The organism is Streptomyces globosus (assembly GCF_003325375.1).
GTDB classification, from domain to species: Bacteria; Actinomycetota; Actinomycetes; order Streptomycetales; family Streptomycetaceae; genus Streptomyces; species Streptomyces globosus_A.
Genome location: NZ_CP030862.1, coordinates 203,034 through 220,583, shown reverse-complemented (window position 1 = coordinate 220,583; position 17,550 = coordinate 203,034). Strand labels below are relative to the sequence as shown.

The following is a 17,550-nucleotide window of genomic DNA, read 5'->3' as shown; positions in this document are numbered from 1 at the left end:
ACGCACCATCGGTCCCCACCTGCCAGGGCGGACGAGCACCCTCGGGGATGCTGTTCAGCCTCGGCGGCGGGCGGCAGGGTCGCGCTCGGCGATGTGCCGGGCCACCGCGTCGACGCCTGGACGCGCGTACCGCTCCACGGAACGGACGGAAGCGTGCCGGGAGCACGCCGGAAGCATGGCGGTGGAGGGGCCCGTCCTCGGCGTCGTGGGTCGGGGGCCCTGTGGCGGAGCCGGTGCAGGGTCGATACGGGCTCGGCAGGGTCCTCACATCACCGGAGCGGGCGGTGGCGGGCGGAGCGGCGGGTGCGCAGGGCCATGTAGAGGAGGTCTGCCACGAGTACCGCGATGCCGATGAAGAGCAGGAAGAGGAGTCCGTCGGCGACGACGCCGATGAGGCCCAGGATGATCGCGACGATGATCAAGGCGAGGAAGAGTGTCATGGGGGCCGCCTCCCCGGCGGTCGGGGGCTCAGCGTCGGGCGAGTTGCCGTTCGCCGTTCGCACCGGGTTCGTAAGCGAGGCCGTAGTGGCGGAAGACGGCTTCCTCGTCCTCGAAGGGCAGGACACCGTCCGTGCCGATGGAGGGGCTCTGTTTCACCAGTTTCCTGTCGTGGGCGACCCGCACGTACCCCGGCCCCACCGTCGCCCCTTCCAGGGGGACGAACACCAGGCGGTGCCGAGTGGGCAGGCCGACGCGGACCGTCGCCATGGCCGGTTCGTCGGTGCTGGTGTCGACGTAGACGGATTCCAGTTCGCCGATCTTGTGGCCGTCGGGGTCCATCACGACCTGGTTGCGCCACTCGCGGATGTCCGCCGTCTGGATCATGTCTCTCCTCCCTGTTCGGCCGCCGGTGGGGGAAGCGGGGCGACGAGGAGCTCGGTGGCCTGCGTGATGTTGTCGGCGTGGACCGCGCGGGCCATGGCCGTGCGGGCGGCAACGGGCTCCGTGTCCGGCGGAACCACCATCAGTGCGAAGTGGTCCTTGTCGCCTCGGGTGACCAGGACGGTGTCGTCACCGACAGGGAAGGAGTCGAGGTGGACGACCCGGTCGTCGATGATCAGCCGGGTCGGAATCCCGTCCCAGGCGGTGGCGTCCAGGCCGACCCGGGTGATGGGTCCGAGGTGTTCGGCCAGCACGGACACCAGCGCGGGGAGCTCCTGCTCCACGTCGCGGGTGCGCGGCCACCAGGCCCCGTCGAGGACGCCCTGCCGGGAGTGCGTCGTCTCCAGCCGGAGCAGCGCCGTACCGGGCCGTACCGCCTGGTGGATCTCGTCCGGCAGGAGCCTCTGGGGCGTGGACGGGATGTCTGAGTCGGCCATGATTGGATCCGCTCGTCTACGGGTGAGCCGCAGGGGCCCTCGTGGCCTCACCTGGGTGCTGCCGGGCCAACGGCGGGCGACTGTGCCGTCACCTCACGGTAACCCCGTCGCACGCCTGTCCGCCCGTCGCCGCGCACGCGTCCGTACGGACCGGAAGCTTTTCCTCATAAAAGGCCGAAAACGGACCGATCGGACGTACGCTGGAAGTACCGGAAGTACTTCGAGCACCAGCTTCCACGCAGGTGTCATTTCCGGGGAACACGAAAAACCGGGCTGTCGACGGGCAGCCCGGGGGCAGGTCCGCCATGACCACCACCCTCCACAGGACAGCGAACCGCGCCCTCGACCCAGGACTTCCGGTCCGCCTGTCACTCACCCCGAAGACCACGCTCACCGGTCGTCTCGACGGCGCTTGGTGGCCCCGTTCACGCGACCTGGCAGCCGAGCTGCCGGCGCTGGTCGACGCCCTCGAAGGGCGCTGGGGCCGCATCACCCGCGTCCTGGTGAACCCCTCCCACTGGCCGGTCGTCCCGCACAAGGTCGCCGTCATCGGCCACGTGCTGCACTCGGGCTGGTTCACCGAGCAGGACCCGGACAAGATCATTCTGCTGTCCTACACGACCGGCCGCTGCGACCTGCTCGTGATTCCGCCCGAGACCGACCCGGCCTCCGCGGCCCGGCTGATGACCGCCGCCGCCCTCCCCGGCAGCGTCCTCACCGCGGGCGCGCTGATGTCCGACGAGGCCGCGACCGGCCGCCGCATGCGGGAGGCGCCAAGCAGCGAGAGCGCCTGGGAGAGTGAGGGAGGGGCCGGCCCGGCACCCCAGCCGCAGCCGCAGCCGCAGCCGCAGCCGCGCCCAACGGCGCACCCCGCCGTCGGCGCGCGGATGATTCCGCTGCCGGGACACACCGGGAGGTGAGGGCATGGAAACCGTGATCACCCTCCTGGCAGGCGCTCTCCTGATCGCGCTCGGCACACGCCTGATCCACCGGCTCAACGCCCAGCACGACGCACGCATAGCGGCCCACCGCTTCAGCGACCCCTACCCCTCCCTCAGCCGTCCCCCCGGCCAGGGCAACCCCGGGCCGCCCGAGCACATCGCCCATCGCCGGCCCACGGGCTCCTGGCCCTGACCGCAGACCGCTCCTCCGACCGAAGGCCGCGGGTGGGGCACCCGACAGCAGGGACAACCCACCCGCCGGCCTCTCGCCTTCGTCCCGAACGGAGCACACCGTCTTGCGCCCCACCGAGAACGAGACCCTGCCGGAGGCGGGTCACACCGAGATCCGCATCGTCTCCGCCACCCCCGAGGCCGCCCGCGCGGTCGCCGAGGTGATCCGCCGGTGCTTCGCCGGGGCGGAGCACCGCAGCTACCCCGGGCCGGGCGGCGGCACACGGCTCCACCTCACCGTCGACACCAAGACCGCCGCCGGACCCGCCCGCACCTGGCTCGCCACCAGCAGACAGCCCACCGGCTCCGGACCTCACATCGAGGAACCCTGACCGGTCACGAACGACCGCCACGCACGACGACAGGACCACGCGGCCATGGCGACACTCCACGAGCGGCAGCGGTACCGCCGACAGATCCTCCAGGCCCTCTACACGGCCGCCGAAGGCAACCGCCTGCTCGGTATCACCGGAGCCGCGCTCAACCACGACCTGCGCATCCCGGAGCAGGACCTCGCCGCCGCCTGCTCCTACCTCGCGGGCGAGGGACTGGTCACGGTCGACTGGGAGCCGGGAAACACACCCGCGATGGTCTCGCTCACCCATCAGGGCATCCGCCTCATGGAGGCGGAGGAGGAAAAGGGCGACTGAGCCGGTCCACCTCAGGCCCAGGCGGACTCGAAAGGGCCCGGAGAGGGCGACGCGACGACCCGCGACCGGGCCCCGCACAGCGGAGGCCGAGTGGCGCGACCGGCAGCCGAGATGCATCCTGGAGGCCGCGTCTCTGGTCCGCGCCGCGCCCGCCCCCGGCCGCCGCAGGGCCTCGACACCCGCCCCGTACGGCATGACCCGAACCAGGCCGTCGCCGCTCGGTTGGAGGCAACGGGATGGCCGTCGGACGGTTCGGGAAACCCGATCGCTCGGAGAGCTTCGGAGAGGAACTCCTGGGAACGATCCTGGACCGCGCCGACGAGCTGCCGCCCCACCGGGTCGGACTGGTCGTCGCCGAGACGGTGGCCCGGCTAGGCGGCAGGAACCCGCAGATCCTGCTCCAGGACTACGGGCAGCAGAGGCTCGTTCCGCTGCTCGCCGAAGGGCTGACGGGCGGCGAGCCGCTGTCCATCGACGGCTCGGACGCCGGCAGGTGTTTCCTGACGTCGCTCCCGGTCGAGCTGGCGGTGGAAGACGGAGTACGCGTCCACGTGGCGCTGCTGGACGGCGGCGTCCTGGCCGTCACCCTGGACGCGGTCGACGAGGAGGACCGCCGACTCCTGCGCAGGATCGCGGGGCTGGTCGCCGACCTGCTGCAGACCAAGAACGGCCACACCGATCTCTTCTTCCGCACCCGCCGCGGCGAGCCGATGAGCGTCGCCGCCGAGATCCAATGGGCGCTCCTGCCACCACTGGCGATGACCATGCCGCGCGTCGCCGTCGCCGGAGTCCTGGAGCCCGCCTACGACGTCGCGGGCGACAGCTTCGACTACGCCCTGAACGGCGACACCTTCCACCTCGCCGTGATCGACGCCATGGGCCACGGCCTGGACGCGGCCACCATGGCCACCGTGGCCATCGGCGCGTACCGGCACGCCCGCCGCATCGGCATCGATCTACCAGAGATCTACCTCTTCATGGACCGGGCCGTGGCCGAGCAGTTCGCCCCCGACCACTTCGTCACCGCGCAGATGCTGGAACTGGACACGACCACCGGCCATCTCCAGTGGGTCAACGCCGGACACCCCGCCCCCGTCCTGATCCGCAAGCACCGCGTCATGGGCCGCCTGGACAGCCCCACCACCCTGCCCGTGGGCTTCGGCGGAGCACAGCCGCAGGTCAGCAGTGTGCTGCTCGAACCGGGGGACCGCGTCCTCTGCTTCACCGACGGCCTGATCGAGGAACACGAGAGCGGCCAGGAGCAGTTCGGCGAGGAACAGCTGCTCGACTGGGTGAACCAGCTGGAGAAGACGGACCGAGGCGTCCGCGCGGTGGCACGGGACCTGTCCCACACGCTCAAGCGAGCACGCGGCGAAGCCACCTCGGACGATGCCACCCTCGTCCTGGTCGAGTGGCGCGGCTGATCCACCGCCGTGCCACAACGTGCCAGTAGGGGCGGTCAGCAGCGGACAACAACGAACCCGGGGAGACAGCGAAGACGCGACGCCAGGCTAACGTTTCCGCAGGTCAGATGCGATTCCACGGCGCAAGCGCCGGGTGATTCCCAAGCTTATAGCGCGGGTTCGATTCCCGTCATCCGCTCCACGACAAAGCCCCAGGTCAGCGGCCTGGGGCTTGTTTACTGCCTACTGGGTCGCCGCCCGTCGGTGCCTCGGCCGCGCCGGCGACGACGTCAACCAGGTCGCCCGCGCCTTCGTTTCGGCCTCGGGACCGGTCCACGGACGGGCCGAGTCTCGTGGTCGAGGGTGAGGGCATACGGGCCCAGGTGCCGGGCCCATCGGATGGTGTCCTGCAGGCCCCGGTCGAAGTTCCGTGCCGGATGGTGCCCGAGGGGGCGACGGGCCTGGGACAGGTCGGGGCGCCGCGTGATGGTGTCCGGGCCCGGCGACGCTCCGTGCCTGAGGGGCGCGTTCGCGGCGGATGCGCCGGTCGGGGCCGGGAGAGCAGTGCGCCCATCGGCGTCCGCGCCGAGGTCTTCACCCACAGCAGCGGGCTCGCCGTGACGCTGCAAAGCACGCCGGGTTCGGACCTGATCGAGCGCCGTCCTGTCCGTACCGGCAAGGGCTTCCTCATCGGCGCGGGCAGCGTCGTCCGGGTTGCCGGGACGGTGGTGACGGGCCCGGGCCGCCTCTCGGCCGGACGGGTGGTCATGCACACGGCAGAAACGATCACTCCCGTGCCATTGGCATACGCCAGGGGCTTCCGGCGGGACGTTGGTGGCGCACCCGCCGGACAGACCGGCGGGATCGCGAGAACGGAGAGAGTCATGAGCGCACCCACCCTGCCCGCAGGCGTCGTCATCATCAGCCCGCCTGAGGGCGCACCCTGCCCGCAGATGACCCTGGGGCTGTGGCGGCACTACAACCGCGCAGGCGAGGCATACGGGATCGGCCCCGGTTACAAGGTGGACCTCGGCCTCCTGCCCCTGCCCGGCGGCGACACCATGTCCAAGAACGTGTCGTCATGGTTCAACAACACGGACACCGACGCGAAGCTGATCAGCAAGAAGGGCACGCGCATCCTGAAGGCCGGCGAGAAGCTGGAAGAGCCGGCGGAGCACAACGACACGGTGGAACGGATCGAGTGGCAGGTCTGACCACGACCGGCTGACGCGCGGGGTGAGTGCCGGAGACGGCGCCCACCGTGGCGCTCCTTCGGCCGGCTCCGTGCCACGACGTGCCCGTGGGGGCGGAGAAACAGCGGTCCGCAAGGGGTCGGCGAAGCGGCCAGACCAGAGCCGGAAGTGACCGTTTCCGGAGGTCAGAGGGCGTTCGCGCACCCCGGTACCGGCTGATTCCCAAGCCTCTGGCGCGGGTTCGGTTACCGTCATCCGCTCCACAGCAAAGCCCCAGGTCAGCGACCTGGGGCTGGCTTGTTGTCCTGGCCTTTCGGAGCCAGGGCACTGCGAGCCGGTACGTGAGACCGGCTCCGAGGACGAGGGGCGCGAGGTGGATCTGGAGTTCGCTCACGAGTCCGGCGTCGATGAACTGCCGTACGGTGTCGGCACCGCCGGAGATCTGGACGCCCCTCCTCCCTGCGGCCCGGCGTGCTTGGGCCGGCACGCTGTCGATCCCCTCGGTCGCAAAGGTCAAGGGCCTGGCACCCTGCCGCACCTACGGCTCCCGACGGGCGCGGGTGAGGACGCAGAGGAGGCGCGGAAGGGCGGGGGCCCGTCGGCTCTCGATGCCGAAGACGCCTTCGCGGATGCGCATCCCGCCGTACCGGGCGGGTTGTCGGGGCCGGAGTCGGGAGCGGAGATGAAGCCGTCCAGGGGCATGCCCAGACTGGCGAAGACCCTCCTCACACCTGCTCCCCGGCGGTGAAGAAGTCCGCCAGGACGGGGGCGAGGACGGCGGGGGCGATGGTGTGCTCCTGCCCGGGAAAGACCCGAAAAGTGAAGTTGTCTGCCAAGGCGGCGAATTCACGGGCGCCGGTGAGCATGTGCGGTGCACCGGCGTCGCCGCTGCCGACGAGGACGGGAACCGTCACGGACTGCCAGCGGTCGGCAGGCAGAGGACGGCCGGACATGGTGCCGCCCATGACCCGGCCGTCGTAGGGCAGCGTCCGGGCGACGGCCTCCATGCCCGCCCAGAAGGGGGCCTGCCGCATGGCGGCGACGGCCTCGGCGGGCATGCCCACGGCCGCGGTCATGAAGTACGCCACCGCATCGCCGTACGCCCTCTGTTCCACCAGTTCGTCCAGGTGGGCGACGTAGTCGGCGGGCAGCGGCGGACGGCTGTCGTCGGTGACGAAGGGCGGCTCGTACAGGGCCAGCCGGGTCACGGCGCTGCCCCGCGCCGCGGCCTCCAGCGCCAGGACGGCGCCGGAGGACATGCCGAAGAGCATGGCCTCGCCGCCGGCGTGCTCGATCAGGGCGTCCAGGTCCTCGACCTCACGCTGCACGTCGTACGCCGGGCTGTCGCCGCTGTCGCCCCGTCCGCGGCGGTCGTACGTGATCACCGTGAAGCGCTCGGCCAGCAGGGCGGCGAGCTCCGCCGACTCGTGCCGTGTCATGAACGCTCCCCCGACGAGCACCAGCGCGGGGCCGGATCCCCGCTGCTCGAAGGCGATGGCCGTGGCGTCGGCCGAGAAGACCTTGTCCATGTGAAACCCCCCATAGGTGTGCGGGTCTGCCGTGAGACTCCACCCGTTCGGAACTGGACCGTACAGTACTCGGTCGAGTACTGCACGGTCCAGTACTCTTCGGGTGCACCGGCGACGACGGGCAGGAGGAGTCGAAGATGGACAGCCGTTCGGCACGCAAGCACCAGGCGATCCTGGATGCCGCGACCACCGTGTTCCTGGACAAGGGGTATTCGGGGGCGAGCATGGACGACATCGCGAAGCTGGCAGCGGTCTCCAAGCAGACCGTCTACAAGCACTTCGCGGACAAGGAGAAGCTCTTCGCCGCGATCGTCATGGCCACCACCGACCGCATCGACGGCATGATCGACCTGGTGGCCGAGGTGCCCGCCGACGCCGACGCCCTGGACGAGAACCTGACTCGTCTCGCCCGCCGGTTCCTCGCAGCCCTCACCCAGCCCCAGGTCATCCAGCTGCGCCGACTGATCATCGCCAACGCCGACACCTTCCCCGCGCTGGGAGCCGCCTGGTACGAGCACGGTTTCGAACGGGTCCTGGCCACCCTGGCGGCCACTTTCGAGCGCCTGACCGACCAGGGAGCACTCAAGGCCGACGACCCCATGCTGGCCGCCCACCACTTCGCCGGACTGCTGCTGTGGATCCCCGTGAACCGGGCCATGTTCCACGGCGGCGTCCAGCACACGGAGGCCGACCTCGACCTCTACGCGACGGCCGGCATCCGCGCCTTCCTCGCGGCGTACCGGGCACCAGGCAGCCCGTGAGAGACGGCGGGCCGTACCGTGCCTACCTGCCGGGTGTCGGGGTGGCACCGTTCCGGGTGGATGAAGGTGAGCCGGTGGCATTCGTCGCGGAATGCGGCGGCGGGCAGGTGCAGTAGGTGCGCTCCGGCCGGGATCAGCGTTCCGGCGAGGTCGACTTCGCGGGTGGTATTGCGTAGCCGGCCGGCCAGCGGCAGGTCAGGACACAGGGTCTCCTCGAAGGCCTCAGACCGGAGGCCGGTGCGACGGAGTTCCCGCGAACAGGCGGGACGGATCTCCGCATGGGCGATCAGGTTGCCGAATCATCGCGTCCATCACGCTGCCGGCCCGTACCGAGTGGTCGCAGACACGGAACATCTGCCGGGCATCACGCGCCTCCTGTGCGCCATCCGCGCCTGCCGGGGCGCCGTACGTTGCTCGCGAGGTCTCGCGATCCGCCGCCACCCGGGTAGCGGGCCGCCACGGGGTTCACCGACCGCTGTTCTCGGCGAGAGTGTGGGCGACGAGAGCGTTGGCGTGGCCGTGGCCCAGGCCGTGCTCGGACTTGAGCCAGTTCACGAGCTCCATGTGCCTGGTCAGCGGGGAAGAGCGGATGAGGTCCTTCCACTCGGCGATCGGACGGCCGTACTTCTTCTCGATGGACGGGAAGTAGGCGGCAGGGCCCTTCACAGCGGCGGTCACGGGTATCCCCTTCTGTATGTCACAGCGGAATGGGCTGGTTGGTGTCGATGGTGCCTGTGGGAGAAGCGGTCCGTCAGGGGGTGCCCGGAGCTGCGGCCAGCCGGGCCGTCACCGCGGTCAGCCACAGCAGGCCCAGTCCCGCACCGGCGGTGAAAGCCAGGACGGAGACGGCCGAGGCCATGAAGCCGGCGAGGACGGCCACCGGTACGAGGCGGGTGGCGACGGCCCATCCCCGCAGGCCGCGCGCGGCGAGCGGACGGGCCAGGACGACGAACGCCGCGCACAGGGCGAGGTACCCGGCCAGCCCGCCGGCCATGTGGACGGCACCGTGCACGCTCATCACGGTCGCCTCGGGCGAGCCGGCGGGGAAGCCTGCCCCGGCGTCGGCCGGGAACACCGCGGCGGTCCAGAAGGACAGGGCGAACACGCCGACCAGGACCGGGCCCCAGGTCCCGCCCGGCATACCGCGCAGCACCCACCGCATGCCCGTCGCACCGGCGAGCAGCAGCGCGCCGGCGAGCAGGAAGTTCGCCGTCTGGATCCATCCGGAGTCACCGAGGGCGAGCTGGCTGATCGCGTTCCGGGTGAAGTCGAAGCCGTCCCGCACCATGCCCTGGGCGAGCCCGGCCGCCAGGAACAGCGGACCTGCCACCACGCCGCCGCTCGCCGTCCATCGTGCCGCGGGGCGCGGGGCGGGCGCGTGGGAGACGGTGTCGCGCGGGGCGGTCAGCGTGTGAGGCATGGCGGGCCTTCCTTCCCTCGGTGGTTTCGCTTGTATGACCGGCGGCAGGAGGCGAAGTCATCGCTCCCGGCGGTGTGCACTGGATCACATGCACCCCGGGGCGGCTCCCTCTGCGCACGCGCCACCGGGAAGGGGGTGCCGCACGTACCGGCAGCGGCGCTTGCAGGCGGACACCATGGTGCGAGGGAACGACGGGACGCCGGCCTCGAACCGGCTCGCGCGCAGGTCGAACTCCCTTTACACAGACCTCGCGCCGGGTGATCCCCAAGCCCGGGGCGCGGGTTCGGCTTCCGGCATCCGCTCCGCGGCGGAAGCAGTCCTGAAGATCCGGTCCAGGTGGTGGCGGAGCACCGCGATCGCCGACTCCGGGCTGCGCTGGCCCACGAGGATGCTGGTACCCATGGCCGCCGCCATCGCGAGCAGGCTGATCGCCTCCGTGCGCGCGTCGGCGCCCGGGTCTGCCAGGCCGGCCGCCTGCGCCTGCTCAAGGAGCCCGGCCAGGGCGTTCTCCGCAGCGTCGGGCTTGTCGATGAACGGCTGCGCAGCCAGCGCCCCGTCGGTGACGGACAGGATCGCGTAGGAGCTGTACAGCAGGTGGAACGTCCGGCTCTCCTCGTCGGTGGGCAGCGAGGCCAGGAGCAGCGCCTCCGCGGTGGCGCGCGCGCCCGGGTTCGGGCCGGCAGCAGCCAGGCGCGCCCCCACCCTTGCAGTGAAGCGGTCGGTCAGGTGCCGGAGGCCGTAGAAGAGCAGCTTCTCCTTGGTCTCGAAGTAGTACTGCACGAGCCGGAGCGACACACCGGCCTCTGCGGCCACGTCGCGCATGCCGACGGCATGCAGCCCCCGCCGCCCTGCGACCCGGATGAGCGCCTCGGCAATCTGGGCGCGCCGCTCCTCGTGGTCCACCCGCTTCGGCATGGTTCCGTGTCTCCGCCCGTCGTCGGTGGGGCCGTGCTCTCCTGCCCGGGCCTTTCATGATACCGGCGTACCATTTTGATGGTACGGTCGTACCACAACCAGGGGACTTCACCGGAGGTGCCGCCGTGCCCGAGAACAAAGCCCGCGTACGCCGAGATGTCGGCCGCTACGTCAACGACGCCTTGCGCGACCGCTACTTCGCCGCCGCCGACGCCCTCTACGCGATGGGGGCGCCCGCCCGCTCCGAGACGGACGTGGAGACCAGCTTCGGCACCACCCACGTCTACCGGTACGGGCCCTCGGACCCCGCCGCCGAGTCCCGGACCCCGATCGTCCTGATCCACGGCGCCGGCTACAGCTCGGCGATGTGGTACCCCAACACCCCTGGGCTCAGCCTCGACCGCCCTGTCTACGCTCTCGACACGCCCGGCGATGCAGGCCGCAGCGTCCACCGCGAGCCCATGTGGCAGCCGGAGCGTGCCGCCCAGTGGATGGACGAGGCCCTCGACGCGCTCGGCCTCGACCGGGTCCACCTCGTCGGCTCCTCCTACGGCGGCTGGCTGGTGCTCAACCAGGCCCACCGGCGGTCCGGACGGCTCGCCTCGGTCACCGCCCTCGACCCCGGCGGCCTGGAGAAGGTCGGTCTGCGCTTCTTCGCCTGGGTCTTCGTGAGCCTGTTCGCCACCTTCGCCCCGAAGGCGCTGCGTCCCCGGCTCGCCAAGTGGCTGGACCAGCCGGTCATCGCCGTCCCCGAGATGCGCAAGTGGATCCAGCTCGGCGCCCGCGCGTACCGGATCCGCCGCCCCGCGCCGCTGCCGCTGGACGAGGACGCGCTGCGGTCCATCCGGACCCCGCTCTACGTCATCATGGGCAAGCACAGCCTGCTCGTTCACCCCAGGCGGCAGCTGGAACGCGTACCGCGCCTCGTCCCCGGAGCCCGCGCCGAGATCATCACCGCGACGGGGCACGGCCCGCAGATCGACCACCCCGACGTGGTCAACGCCCGGATGCTGTCCTTCATGGACGACGTCGACTCCCCCCGCCCCGCCGCGGTCGAGGCATAGGGCTCGCGCAGATGCGCCGCGAGCCGCAGCGGACCTCGGGCCGGGGCGTCGGCGGGAGTTGGGACGCCGGCGGACACACGGAGTCCGCGCGGGCCTCGGCCCGGTGCCGCCCGGCGGCCGAGGCCCCGCGCAGGGCCGCCTGCCCGTCCGGGCGCATCGGGCCGCAGCGGCAGAAGCAGACCAACAGCGCCGCCGGAGCGGGGAACATGGCGGCGAACCGGCCGCCACGCCCGCGCCCGCGGATCCGCGAGATCACCTGACCGGCGGCACATGTCCGCGACGGGCCACCGGATGTGCTGGGGCAGGTGTGCGATGCACCCTCCTACGAGTTAATCGCGCTCTGCCTATTCGGCGGCATTGTCGGATGATCAACAATGCGAGTCCGGTTATTTTCGGCACGATTTCAGTCATGTATGTGTTTGTATTAACCCCCCTCCCCACCCCTCATCTGTTGTAGCTGCGCGAAATTTCCTGCGTAATATGCGGCGAGCGACACACCAGGGCTTCCCGGGCGAACGGTAGGGCCCGGTACGCCACGCCCCCCACAGGAAATGGCCTCTTGATGAAGCTGAAAATCCAGGCGGCCCGGCGCCGCACTCTTTCCGGCTGGCTGTCCTCGGCCGTCGCCGTCACGGTTGCCGCTGTAATGGTCGCCGGATTGCCGACACAGGCAATCGCCATCGCGACACCCGTGCCGCTGGGCACCACCGCCAGCTACTCCGTCCTGGCAGGTCAGGGAGTCACGAACACCGGTCCCTCGGTACTCGACCACGACCTTGGGACGCACCCGAACCCGGCCATCACCGGGTTCCCGCCCGGACTGGTGCTCGGCGCGGTGCACGCTGCGGACGCCGCGGCCGCTCAGGCCAAGAGCGATCTGATCGTGGCGTACAACCAGGCGGCCGGACAGGCACCGGACTTCGCGCTCGCGGCCGGGATCGGCGGGGGCCAGGAACTGCTTCCCGGCGTCCACAGGGCCACATCCGGTGTCGGACTCACCGGCGACCTGATCCTGAACGCCGGGGGCAACCCCAACTCGGTCTGGGTCTTCCAGGTTCCCGAAGCCCTGACCACGGCGTCCAGCAGCCGGATCCTCCTCACGAACGGCGCTTCGCCGTGCAACGTGTTCTGGCAGATCGGGAGTTCGGCGACCATCGGCACCACCTCCACGTTCGTCGGCACCATCATGGCTCTGACCTCCATCTTCGTGAATCAGGGGGCGAACATCGAGGGCCGGGCGCTGGCCCGTGAGGGCGAGGTGACCCTCAACAACAACAGGATCTTCCTCGGCGGCTGCGCCACCGGCGGCACGACAACCGGGACCACCACCGGAACCACCACCGGAACGACCACCGGCACGACCGCAGGAACGACCACCGGAACGACCACCGGCACGACCGCAGGAACGACCACCGGAACGACCACCGGCACGACCGCAGGAACGACCACCGGAACGACCACCGGCACGCCGACGGCCGGCACGACGACCGGCACGACCGTGGGTCTGATCGGTGGCGGCCTCCTGGGCGGCCCGATCGTCGACCTCGTGTCCGGCGGCACCTCGGGGAACATCGCCGGCAACACCTCCGGGAACACCGCGGGCAACACGGCCGGGAACACGGTCGGTGGGAACACCATCGGGGGGAACACCACCGGCGGAACCATCACCGGCGGAAACGTCACCGGCGGGCAGGGCGGCAAGCCCGGCGCACCGGACCACGGCGGGCCGGGCCGGGACCACAGCGGCCTGGAACACCACGGGCCGGAGCACGGCGGCCCGGGCGACGGGCACGAGGAGGCACCCGGCAAGCCAGGCCACGACCACGGGCACGAGGAGGCACCCGGCAAGCCGGGCCATGACCACGGCCGCGACGGCACGGGGAAGCCGGACGACCACTACGGCTACGGCAACAAGCCCGCGGGCATCGAGGGCTAGGCAGCAGCCTGCACGAAACCCGATCACCGAAGGGCGGCGCGCGGCGGGATGCTCATCGAGTCCGCCGCGCGCCGCCGGTGAGAGTCGCGCAGGTACCTCAGGCGATCAACAGACATGAGAAGGACCGGGTGGGCGGTGTCGAGCGGGATTGAATCTGCGGACGTGAAGGAACTCCCTCAGTCCGATTCCGGTCCGGTCCCCGTGCAGCGCCCTGGCGAAGCGGTCAGACCGGGCGGGTCCCCCATGGGCGTTCGTGCACTGAAAGCGGGGCTGCACACCGCCGTGGCCCTCTGCCTGGTGACGGCCCTGGTCCATATCGCCCTGGTGTTCCTCCACGTGGCCCCCGCCAGCCCCGTGTCGAAGCGGTACAGCTCCCAGGTGAATGGATGGGTGTTCCCGCTCTTCGAACAGAACTGGCGGCTCTTCGCCCCGGACCCCGACTCCTTCAACCGAAAGATCCTGGCGAGAACCGCACACACCGACTCCACAGGATCGGTGCAGGTGACCCCCTGGTTCGACCTGGCTGCGGTGGACCATTCCGCAGTCGACCACAATCCGTTTCCGAGCCACACGTCCCAGAACCTGCTGCGCCGCGCCTGGACCTCCTACGTCGAGACCCACGGCGGAAGTGACACGGCGCGCTCGGAACGCGCCGTGATGCTGCAGACGTACCTGCGCAACATCGCCGCGGACCGCTTCGCCGCCCACCACGGCGGCCGCGCCTTCGGCTTCATTCAGCTCCGGGTCGTCACACTGCCCGTTGCCGCGCCCGGCGCACCGGCCGGGAACCGCCCGCCGGCACCCACCGAGGACCGGCTCCTGCCCTGGTGGAAGGTGACCCCCCATGGGAAATGAACAGGCCCCCCAGCACCCTTCCACGGCAGCCGGGCCGCACCACCCGCCGGGCCAGGAGACTTCGATCGCCCTCGCGGCCCGCCGCCGCCTGCTCGACCGGATCGGCGCCCTGTGGGCGCTTCTCACCGACCGGCCGATCTCCCTCTACGCCGCGTCGGTCCTGCGCATCGGCTACGGGCTGCTCTACCTGGTCTTCCTGCTGCGCGAGTTCCCGCACCGCGACGAGATCTGGGGCCCCGGCTCCCCTTGGACGCCCGCGCTGGCACACCAGCTCTTCGACCAGACGGGCTGGAACAGCATCCTGATCCTGTCCGACAGCCGCGCCTACTTCGAACTCTGCTACGCGGCGGCCCTCCTCACCTCCGCGCTGTTCATGCTGGGCTGGCGGACCCGCGCCATGTCCATCCTCTTCGCCGTCGTGGTGACCTCCTTCCACGCCAGGTCGATCTTCATGACGGACGGAGGCGACAACCTGGTCCTGCTGATGGCCCTCTACCTCGTCCTCACCGCGTGCGGTCGGCGCTGGTCCCTGGACGCACGCCGAGAGCGGCTCAGGGCGGCTCGTGCGGACCAGGCACCGGAGCCGGTGAGGCGCTTTCACGCAGAGCAGCTCCGGGCCGCCCGCACCACCTTGACCACGGCGGTGCACAACTGCGGGATGCTCGTCATCGCGGCACAGGTCTGCTTCCTCTACGGATCGTCCGGCCTGTACAAGATCCAGGGCTCCACCTGGGGCGGCGGCACCGCCCTCCACTACGCGCTGAACCTCGAGCTCTTCCAGCCCTGGCCCGCGCTCTCCCACCTCGTGGACGAGTACCCGATGGTGATCGCGATCGCCGGCCACGTGACGGTGCTCCTGCAGGTGGCCTTCCCGTTCGTGCTCTTCGGCCGACTCAAGTACCCGGTACTGACCGTGCTGCTGGGCATGCACCTCGGCATCGCGGTGCTCCTGGGGCTGCCCCTCTTCTCCGGCGCGATGATCGTCGCGGACGCCGTCTTCCTTCCCGACCGCTTCTACGCCTTCCTGCCTCACCTGTGGCGGCGCGCGGCCCGGCGCACGGGGATGCGGCGGCCGGCACCCGGCCGGGCGGCGGGGTCAGGAACCGTACCGCCGCAGGGCAGGACCCGCGTACCCGGCACCGGGCGCCGAGCCGCCCCTGCGCCGAAGGACACCACGCCGGCCACCGGGCTCGCGTCCGACCCGTCCTCGGCACCGATCGGCCGACCCGCCCTCTGACGCCGCCACATCGGGGACGGGCGTCACCTGCGTGCCTCGCTTCGGCGGCGAGAGGGTGCAGAGTGCGGCGGTGCGTGTCAGCGTCGTCGGTGAGGCATCCGTACCCCACTCATCAAGAGGAGTCGCCGTCATGGGCGGTACGCAGGACAAGCCCCAGCCGGGCAAGGGCAGCGAGGCGCAGCAGCACCACCGCTCCGGAGACCCCGCTCACCCCCGGCCGGGCAAGTCATCGCGCGCGCAGGGCCGGAAGCAGGACCAAGCGGAGACCTCCCACCGCCGCGAGGACGACCTGTTGCGCGAAGAAGACCTGCACGACGAGAACCTCTGACCGGAACGCCCCTCGCACACCCGCAGGGCCCGGCCGCCGGTCCGGAGCGACCCGGCCGGGCCCCGTCACGGACCACCCTCCAGGGCCTGCCCCTGGCAGGCAGGGGATGGAGCCCGCTCAACGGCACCGGCCGTCCGCCGGCGGGGCTCAGCGGCTGCGCGAGTGGTCGTCCGGTGACGGTTCCGGGCCGGCGTACACCTTGATGACGTCCTCGACGAATCTCCGGGTGCCGTCCGGGCTCAGTGCCCGGGCCTGCACGTGCGCGTACATGTCGCTGTAGCGCCGCACGTCGGATCGCTTCTCCAGGTAGAGGTCGCTGGTGAACCTCTCCAGATACACCACGCTGCCGTCGGTGGCCTCAGCGAAATCGAGCAGCGTGAACTGTCCCGCGACACCCGGGTGCGCACCGGCGTCGTGGGGGAGAACCTGCAGGGTGATGTGCGGCTGGGCGCTGATGCGGATCAGGTGTTCCAGCTGTGCGCGCATGACCTCGCGGCTGCCCACGACGCGCCAGAGCACCGATGCGTCCATCACAGCCCACAAGCGCAGCGGAGTGCCCGTGGTGCGCAGGCGGTCCTGGCGCCGCATCCGCACCTCGAGCCGTCTGGCGGCCTGTTCGGCAGTGGCTTGAGGGATCGTTCCTGCGATGACGGACCGCGCATAGGCGGAAGTCTGCAGCAGGCCGGGGACCACCTGGGCCTCGTAGCAGCGGACCGCGGCCGCTTCGCTCTCGAGACCGATGTAGGCGCCGTACCGGATGTCGTCGTAGGCGTGCCACCAGCCCTGCCGGCCCGATTCCCTGGCCATCCGCATCAGATCGTCCACACGCCGCTGGTCCCGGACTCCGTACAGCCCGCAGAGGTCTCGCACGTCGCGTGGCTTGACGTTGCGGCGGCCGTTCTCCAGCAGGCTGATCTTGGGCTGGGAGATCAACAGGCGTGCCGCCACCTGTTGCGTCGTCATACCGCTGATCTCCCGGAGCCGCCGTAGCTCCGAGCCCAGTCGGCGCCTGCTGACGGTGGGGTTTCCAGTGACACCCACGGCGGACGTACCTCCACTCCGAGAACCCTGCCTGGCGAGAAGACTGCCATGGCCGGGCCGGCCGGACGTGCCTTGGCCGCGCGTCATACACGGCGATTCACACCGGGCGCAGTCCCGCCCTCCTGCGGCCGGGAGCCGCGGTCGGGGCCGCACCGTGCAAGCGCGGGACCTCCCGCGAAACGCCGCACTCGGGGGTTCAATTTTCTGTTTTCGCCGCTGCAGATTTTGGCGGGTGCCACCGGGAGGGTTTTTACCCCCGCCGCGCGCAGCGAAATAAGCCGCGCACAAAAACCTCTCGGGCGTGCTACTGTCGATCCCAGTTGCAGTTTTGGTACCCATGAATTTCAAGCGCTTCGCCCGGCCTCCGTGCCGCACTGAAGCGCTTCGTATTTCCGGTTATTTCCGGCAGGGCATCATCGCGGCGACACGGCATCCGCACAGTGCGGACGCCTGCGTACTGCCCCAAAGGAGAAAAACATGGCTGCTGGCACCGTGAAGTGGTTCAACGCGGAAAAGGGCTTCGGCTTCATCGAGCAGGACGGCGGCGGCGCCGACGTCTTCGCCCACTACTCGAACATCGCCACCCAGGGCTTCCGCGAGCTGCAGGAGGGCCAGAAGGTCACCTTCGACATCGCGCAGGGCCAGAAGGGCCCGACGGCCGAGAACATCGTTCCCGCCTGACGCCGACGCGCATTTCACAGCTGGGGCCCGCATCCTTCGGGGTGCG

The 17,550-nt window shown here is 70.6% G+C and carries 22 protein-coding genes; 13 read left to right on the top strand and 9 right to left on the bottom strand.

All coding sequences use genetic code 11. The features are described 5' to 3' along the window. Positions 1 to 269: 269 nt before the first annotated feature. The 3 genes from C0216_RS33795 to C0216_RS01035 are packed head-to-tail and all read right to left on the bottom strand — an operon-like array spanning position 270 to position 1,319. Positions 270 to 440 (bottom strand): hypothetical protein, encoded by a 171-nt coding sequence (locus tag C0216_RS33795; RefSeq protein WP_174250327.1) that lies wholly within the window; start codon positions 438 to 440, stop codon positions 270 to 272. Positions 441 to 468: 28 nt separating this feature from the next. After that, positions 469 to 825, bottom strand: coding sequence for a PRC-barrel domain-containing protein (locus tag C0216_RS01040; RefSeq protein ID WP_114053434.1), 357 nt, complete (start codon positions 823 to 825; stop codon positions 469 to 471). Continuing rightward, entirely contained in the window at positions 822 to 1,319 is a 498-nt protein-coding gene (locus C0216_RS01035; RefSeq protein ID WP_114053433.1) for a DUF5994 family protein, read from the bottom strand. Before C0216_RS01035 ends, C0216_RS01040 begins: the two co-directional genes overlap by 4 nt. A gap of 305 nt (positions 1,320 to 1,624) precedes the next feature. On the opposite strand from C0216_RS01035, the gene C0216_RS01030 reads away from it, so the two are divergent. The 6 genes from C0216_RS01030 (at position 1,625) to C0216_RS35290 (ending at position 5,758) form a co-directional block, all read left to right on the top strand. Further along, positions 1,625 to 2,239, top strand: a complete 615-nt coding sequence (locus tag C0216_RS01030; RefSeq protein WP_114053432.1) for a DUF5994 family protein — start codon at positions 1,625 to 1,627, stop codon at positions 2,237 to 2,239. A gap of 4 nt (positions 2,240 to 2,243) precedes the next feature. Continuing rightward, positions 2,244 to 2,453: a hypothetical protein gene (locus tag C0216_RS01025; RefSeq protein WP_114053431.1), complete on the top strand. Its 210-nt coding sequence runs from the start codon at positions 2,244 to 2,246 to the stop codon at positions 2,451 to 2,453. A gap of 103 nt (positions 2,454 to 2,556) precedes the next feature. Next, on the top strand, positions 2,557 to 2,823 hold the full coding sequence (locus C0216_RS01020; protein WP_114053430.1) for a hypothetical protein: 267 nt from the start codon (positions 2,557 to 2,559) through the stop codon (positions 2,821 to 2,823). A gap of 45 nt (positions 2,824 to 2,868) precedes the next feature. Continuing rightward, entirely contained in the window at positions 2,869 to 3,141 is a 273-nt protein-coding gene (locus C0216_RS01015) for a hypothetical protein (protein WP_114053429.1), read from the top strand. A gap of 236 nt (positions 3,142 to 3,377) precedes the next feature. After that, a complete protein-coding gene (locus tag C0216_RS01010; protein ID WP_114053428.1) occupies positions 3,378 to 4,565 on the top strand; it encodes a PP2C family protein-serine/threonine phosphatase in 1,188 nt (395 codons plus the stop codon). 596 nt (positions 4,566 to 5,161) lie between these two features. Continuing rightward, the gene (locus C0216_RS35290) at positions 5,162 to 5,758 is read left to right on the top strand and encodes a hypothetical protein (RefSeq protein WP_162793095.1); all 597 of its coding nucleotides are present in this window, start codon (positions 5,162 to 5,164) and stop codon (positions 5,756 to 5,758) included. On the opposite strand, the gene C0216_RS35285 is transcribed toward C0216_RS35290, so the two are convergent. Next, positions 5,661 to 6,224 (bottom strand): dihydrofolate reductase family protein, encoded by a 564-nt coding sequence (locus tag C0216_RS35285; protein WP_428985473.1) that lies wholly within the window; start codon positions 6,222 to 6,224, stop codon positions 5,661 to 5,663. The genes C0216_RS35290 and C0216_RS35285 overlap by 98 nt on opposite strands. 238 nt (positions 6,225 to 6,462) lie before the next feature. Beyond that, positions 6,463 to 7,266: an alpha/beta fold hydrolase gene (locus C0216_RS01000; protein WP_114053426.1), complete on the bottom strand. Its 804-nt coding sequence runs from the start codon at positions 7,264 to 7,266 to the stop codon at positions 6,463 to 6,465. Between the two features lie 137 nt (positions 7,267 to 7,403). On the opposite strand from C0216_RS01000, the gene C0216_RS00995 reads away from it, so the two are divergent. Next, positions 7,404 to 8,027, top strand: coding sequence for a TetR/AcrR family transcriptional regulator (locus C0216_RS00995; protein ID WP_114053425.1), 624 nt, complete (start codon positions 7,404 to 7,406; stop codon positions 8,025 to 8,027). 465 nt (positions 8,028 to 8,492) lie between these two features. Here C0216_RS00995 and C0216_RS00990 read toward each other — a convergent pair whose 3' ends face one another. From C0216_RS00990 to C0216_RS00980, 3 genes are all read right to left on the bottom strand, one after another. Further along, complete coding sequence (locus C0216_RS00990; RefSeq protein ID WP_114053424.1) at positions 8,493 to 8,705, bottom strand: DUF4287 domain-containing protein; 213 nt, start codon at positions 8,703 to 8,705, stop codon at positions 8,493 to 8,495. Between the two features lie 73 nt (positions 8,706 to 8,778). Then, the gene (locus C0216_RS00985) at positions 8,779 to 9,447 is read right to left on the bottom strand and encodes a DUF998 domain-containing protein (RefSeq protein WP_114053423.1); all 669 of its coding nucleotides are present in this window, start codon (positions 9,445 to 9,447) and stop codon (positions 8,779 to 8,781) included. 237 nt (positions 9,448 to 9,684) lie between these two features. Beyond that, on the bottom strand, positions 9,685 to 10,362 hold the full coding sequence (locus tag C0216_RS00980; RefSeq protein WP_114053422.1) for a TetR/AcrR family transcriptional regulator: 678 nt from the start codon (positions 10,360 to 10,362) through the stop codon (positions 9,685 to 9,687). Positions 10,363 to 10,487: 125 nt separating this feature from the next. On the opposite strand from C0216_RS00980, the gene C0216_RS00975 reads away from it, so the two are divergent. The 5 genes from C0216_RS00975 (at position 10,488) to C0216_RS00950 (ending at position 15,782) form a co-directional block, all read left to right on the top strand. Continuing rightward, positions 10,488 to 11,426, top strand: a complete 939-nt coding sequence (locus C0216_RS00975) for an alpha/beta fold hydrolase (protein ID WP_114053421.1) — start codon at positions 10,488 to 10,490, stop codon at positions 11,424 to 11,426. A gap of 562 nt (positions 11,427 to 11,988) precedes the next feature. Continuing rightward, a complete protein-coding gene (locus C0216_RS00965) occupies positions 11,989 to 13,362 on the top strand; it encodes an ice-binding family protein (protein ID WP_114053419.1) in 1,374 nt (457 codons plus the stop codon). 114 nt (positions 13,363 to 13,476) lie between these two features. Then, the gene (locus C0216_RS00960; protein ID WP_114053418.1) at positions 13,477 to 14,217 is read left to right on the top strand and encodes a DUF5819 family protein; all 741 of its coding nucleotides are present in this window, start codon (positions 13,477 to 13,479) and stop codon (positions 14,215 to 14,217) included. Further along, positions 14,207 to 15,454: an HTTM domain-containing protein gene (locus tag C0216_RS00955; protein WP_114053417.1), complete on the top strand. Its 1,248-nt coding sequence runs from the start codon at positions 14,207 to 14,209 to the stop codon at positions 15,452 to 15,454. Before C0216_RS00960 ends, C0216_RS00955 begins: the two co-directional genes overlap by 11 nt. A gap of 130 nt (positions 15,455 to 15,584) precedes the next feature. Beyond that, positions 15,585 to 15,782 (top strand): hypothetical protein, encoded by a 198-nt coding sequence (locus tag C0216_RS00950; RefSeq protein WP_114053416.1) that lies wholly within the window; start codon positions 15,585 to 15,587, stop codon positions 15,780 to 15,782. Between the two features lie 147 nt (positions 15,783 to 15,929). Here the strand turns inward: C0216_RS00950 and C0216_RS00945 are convergent, their stop codons facing one another. Continuing rightward, positions 15,930 to 16,823, bottom strand: a complete 894-nt coding sequence (locus tag C0216_RS00945; RefSeq protein ID WP_246042248.1) for a helix-turn-helix domain-containing protein — start codon at positions 16,821 to 16,823, stop codon at positions 15,930 to 15,932. A 477-nt stretch (positions 16,824 to 17,300) separates the two neighbouring features. Between C0216_RS00945 and C0216_RS00940 the strand changes: the two genes are divergently transcribed. Then, positions 17,301 to 17,504, top strand: a complete 204-nt coding sequence (locus C0216_RS00940) for a cold-shock protein (RefSeq protein WP_114053414.1) — start codon at positions 17,301 to 17,303, stop codon at positions 17,502 to 17,504. Positions 17,505 to 17,550: the final 46 nt, after the last annotated feature.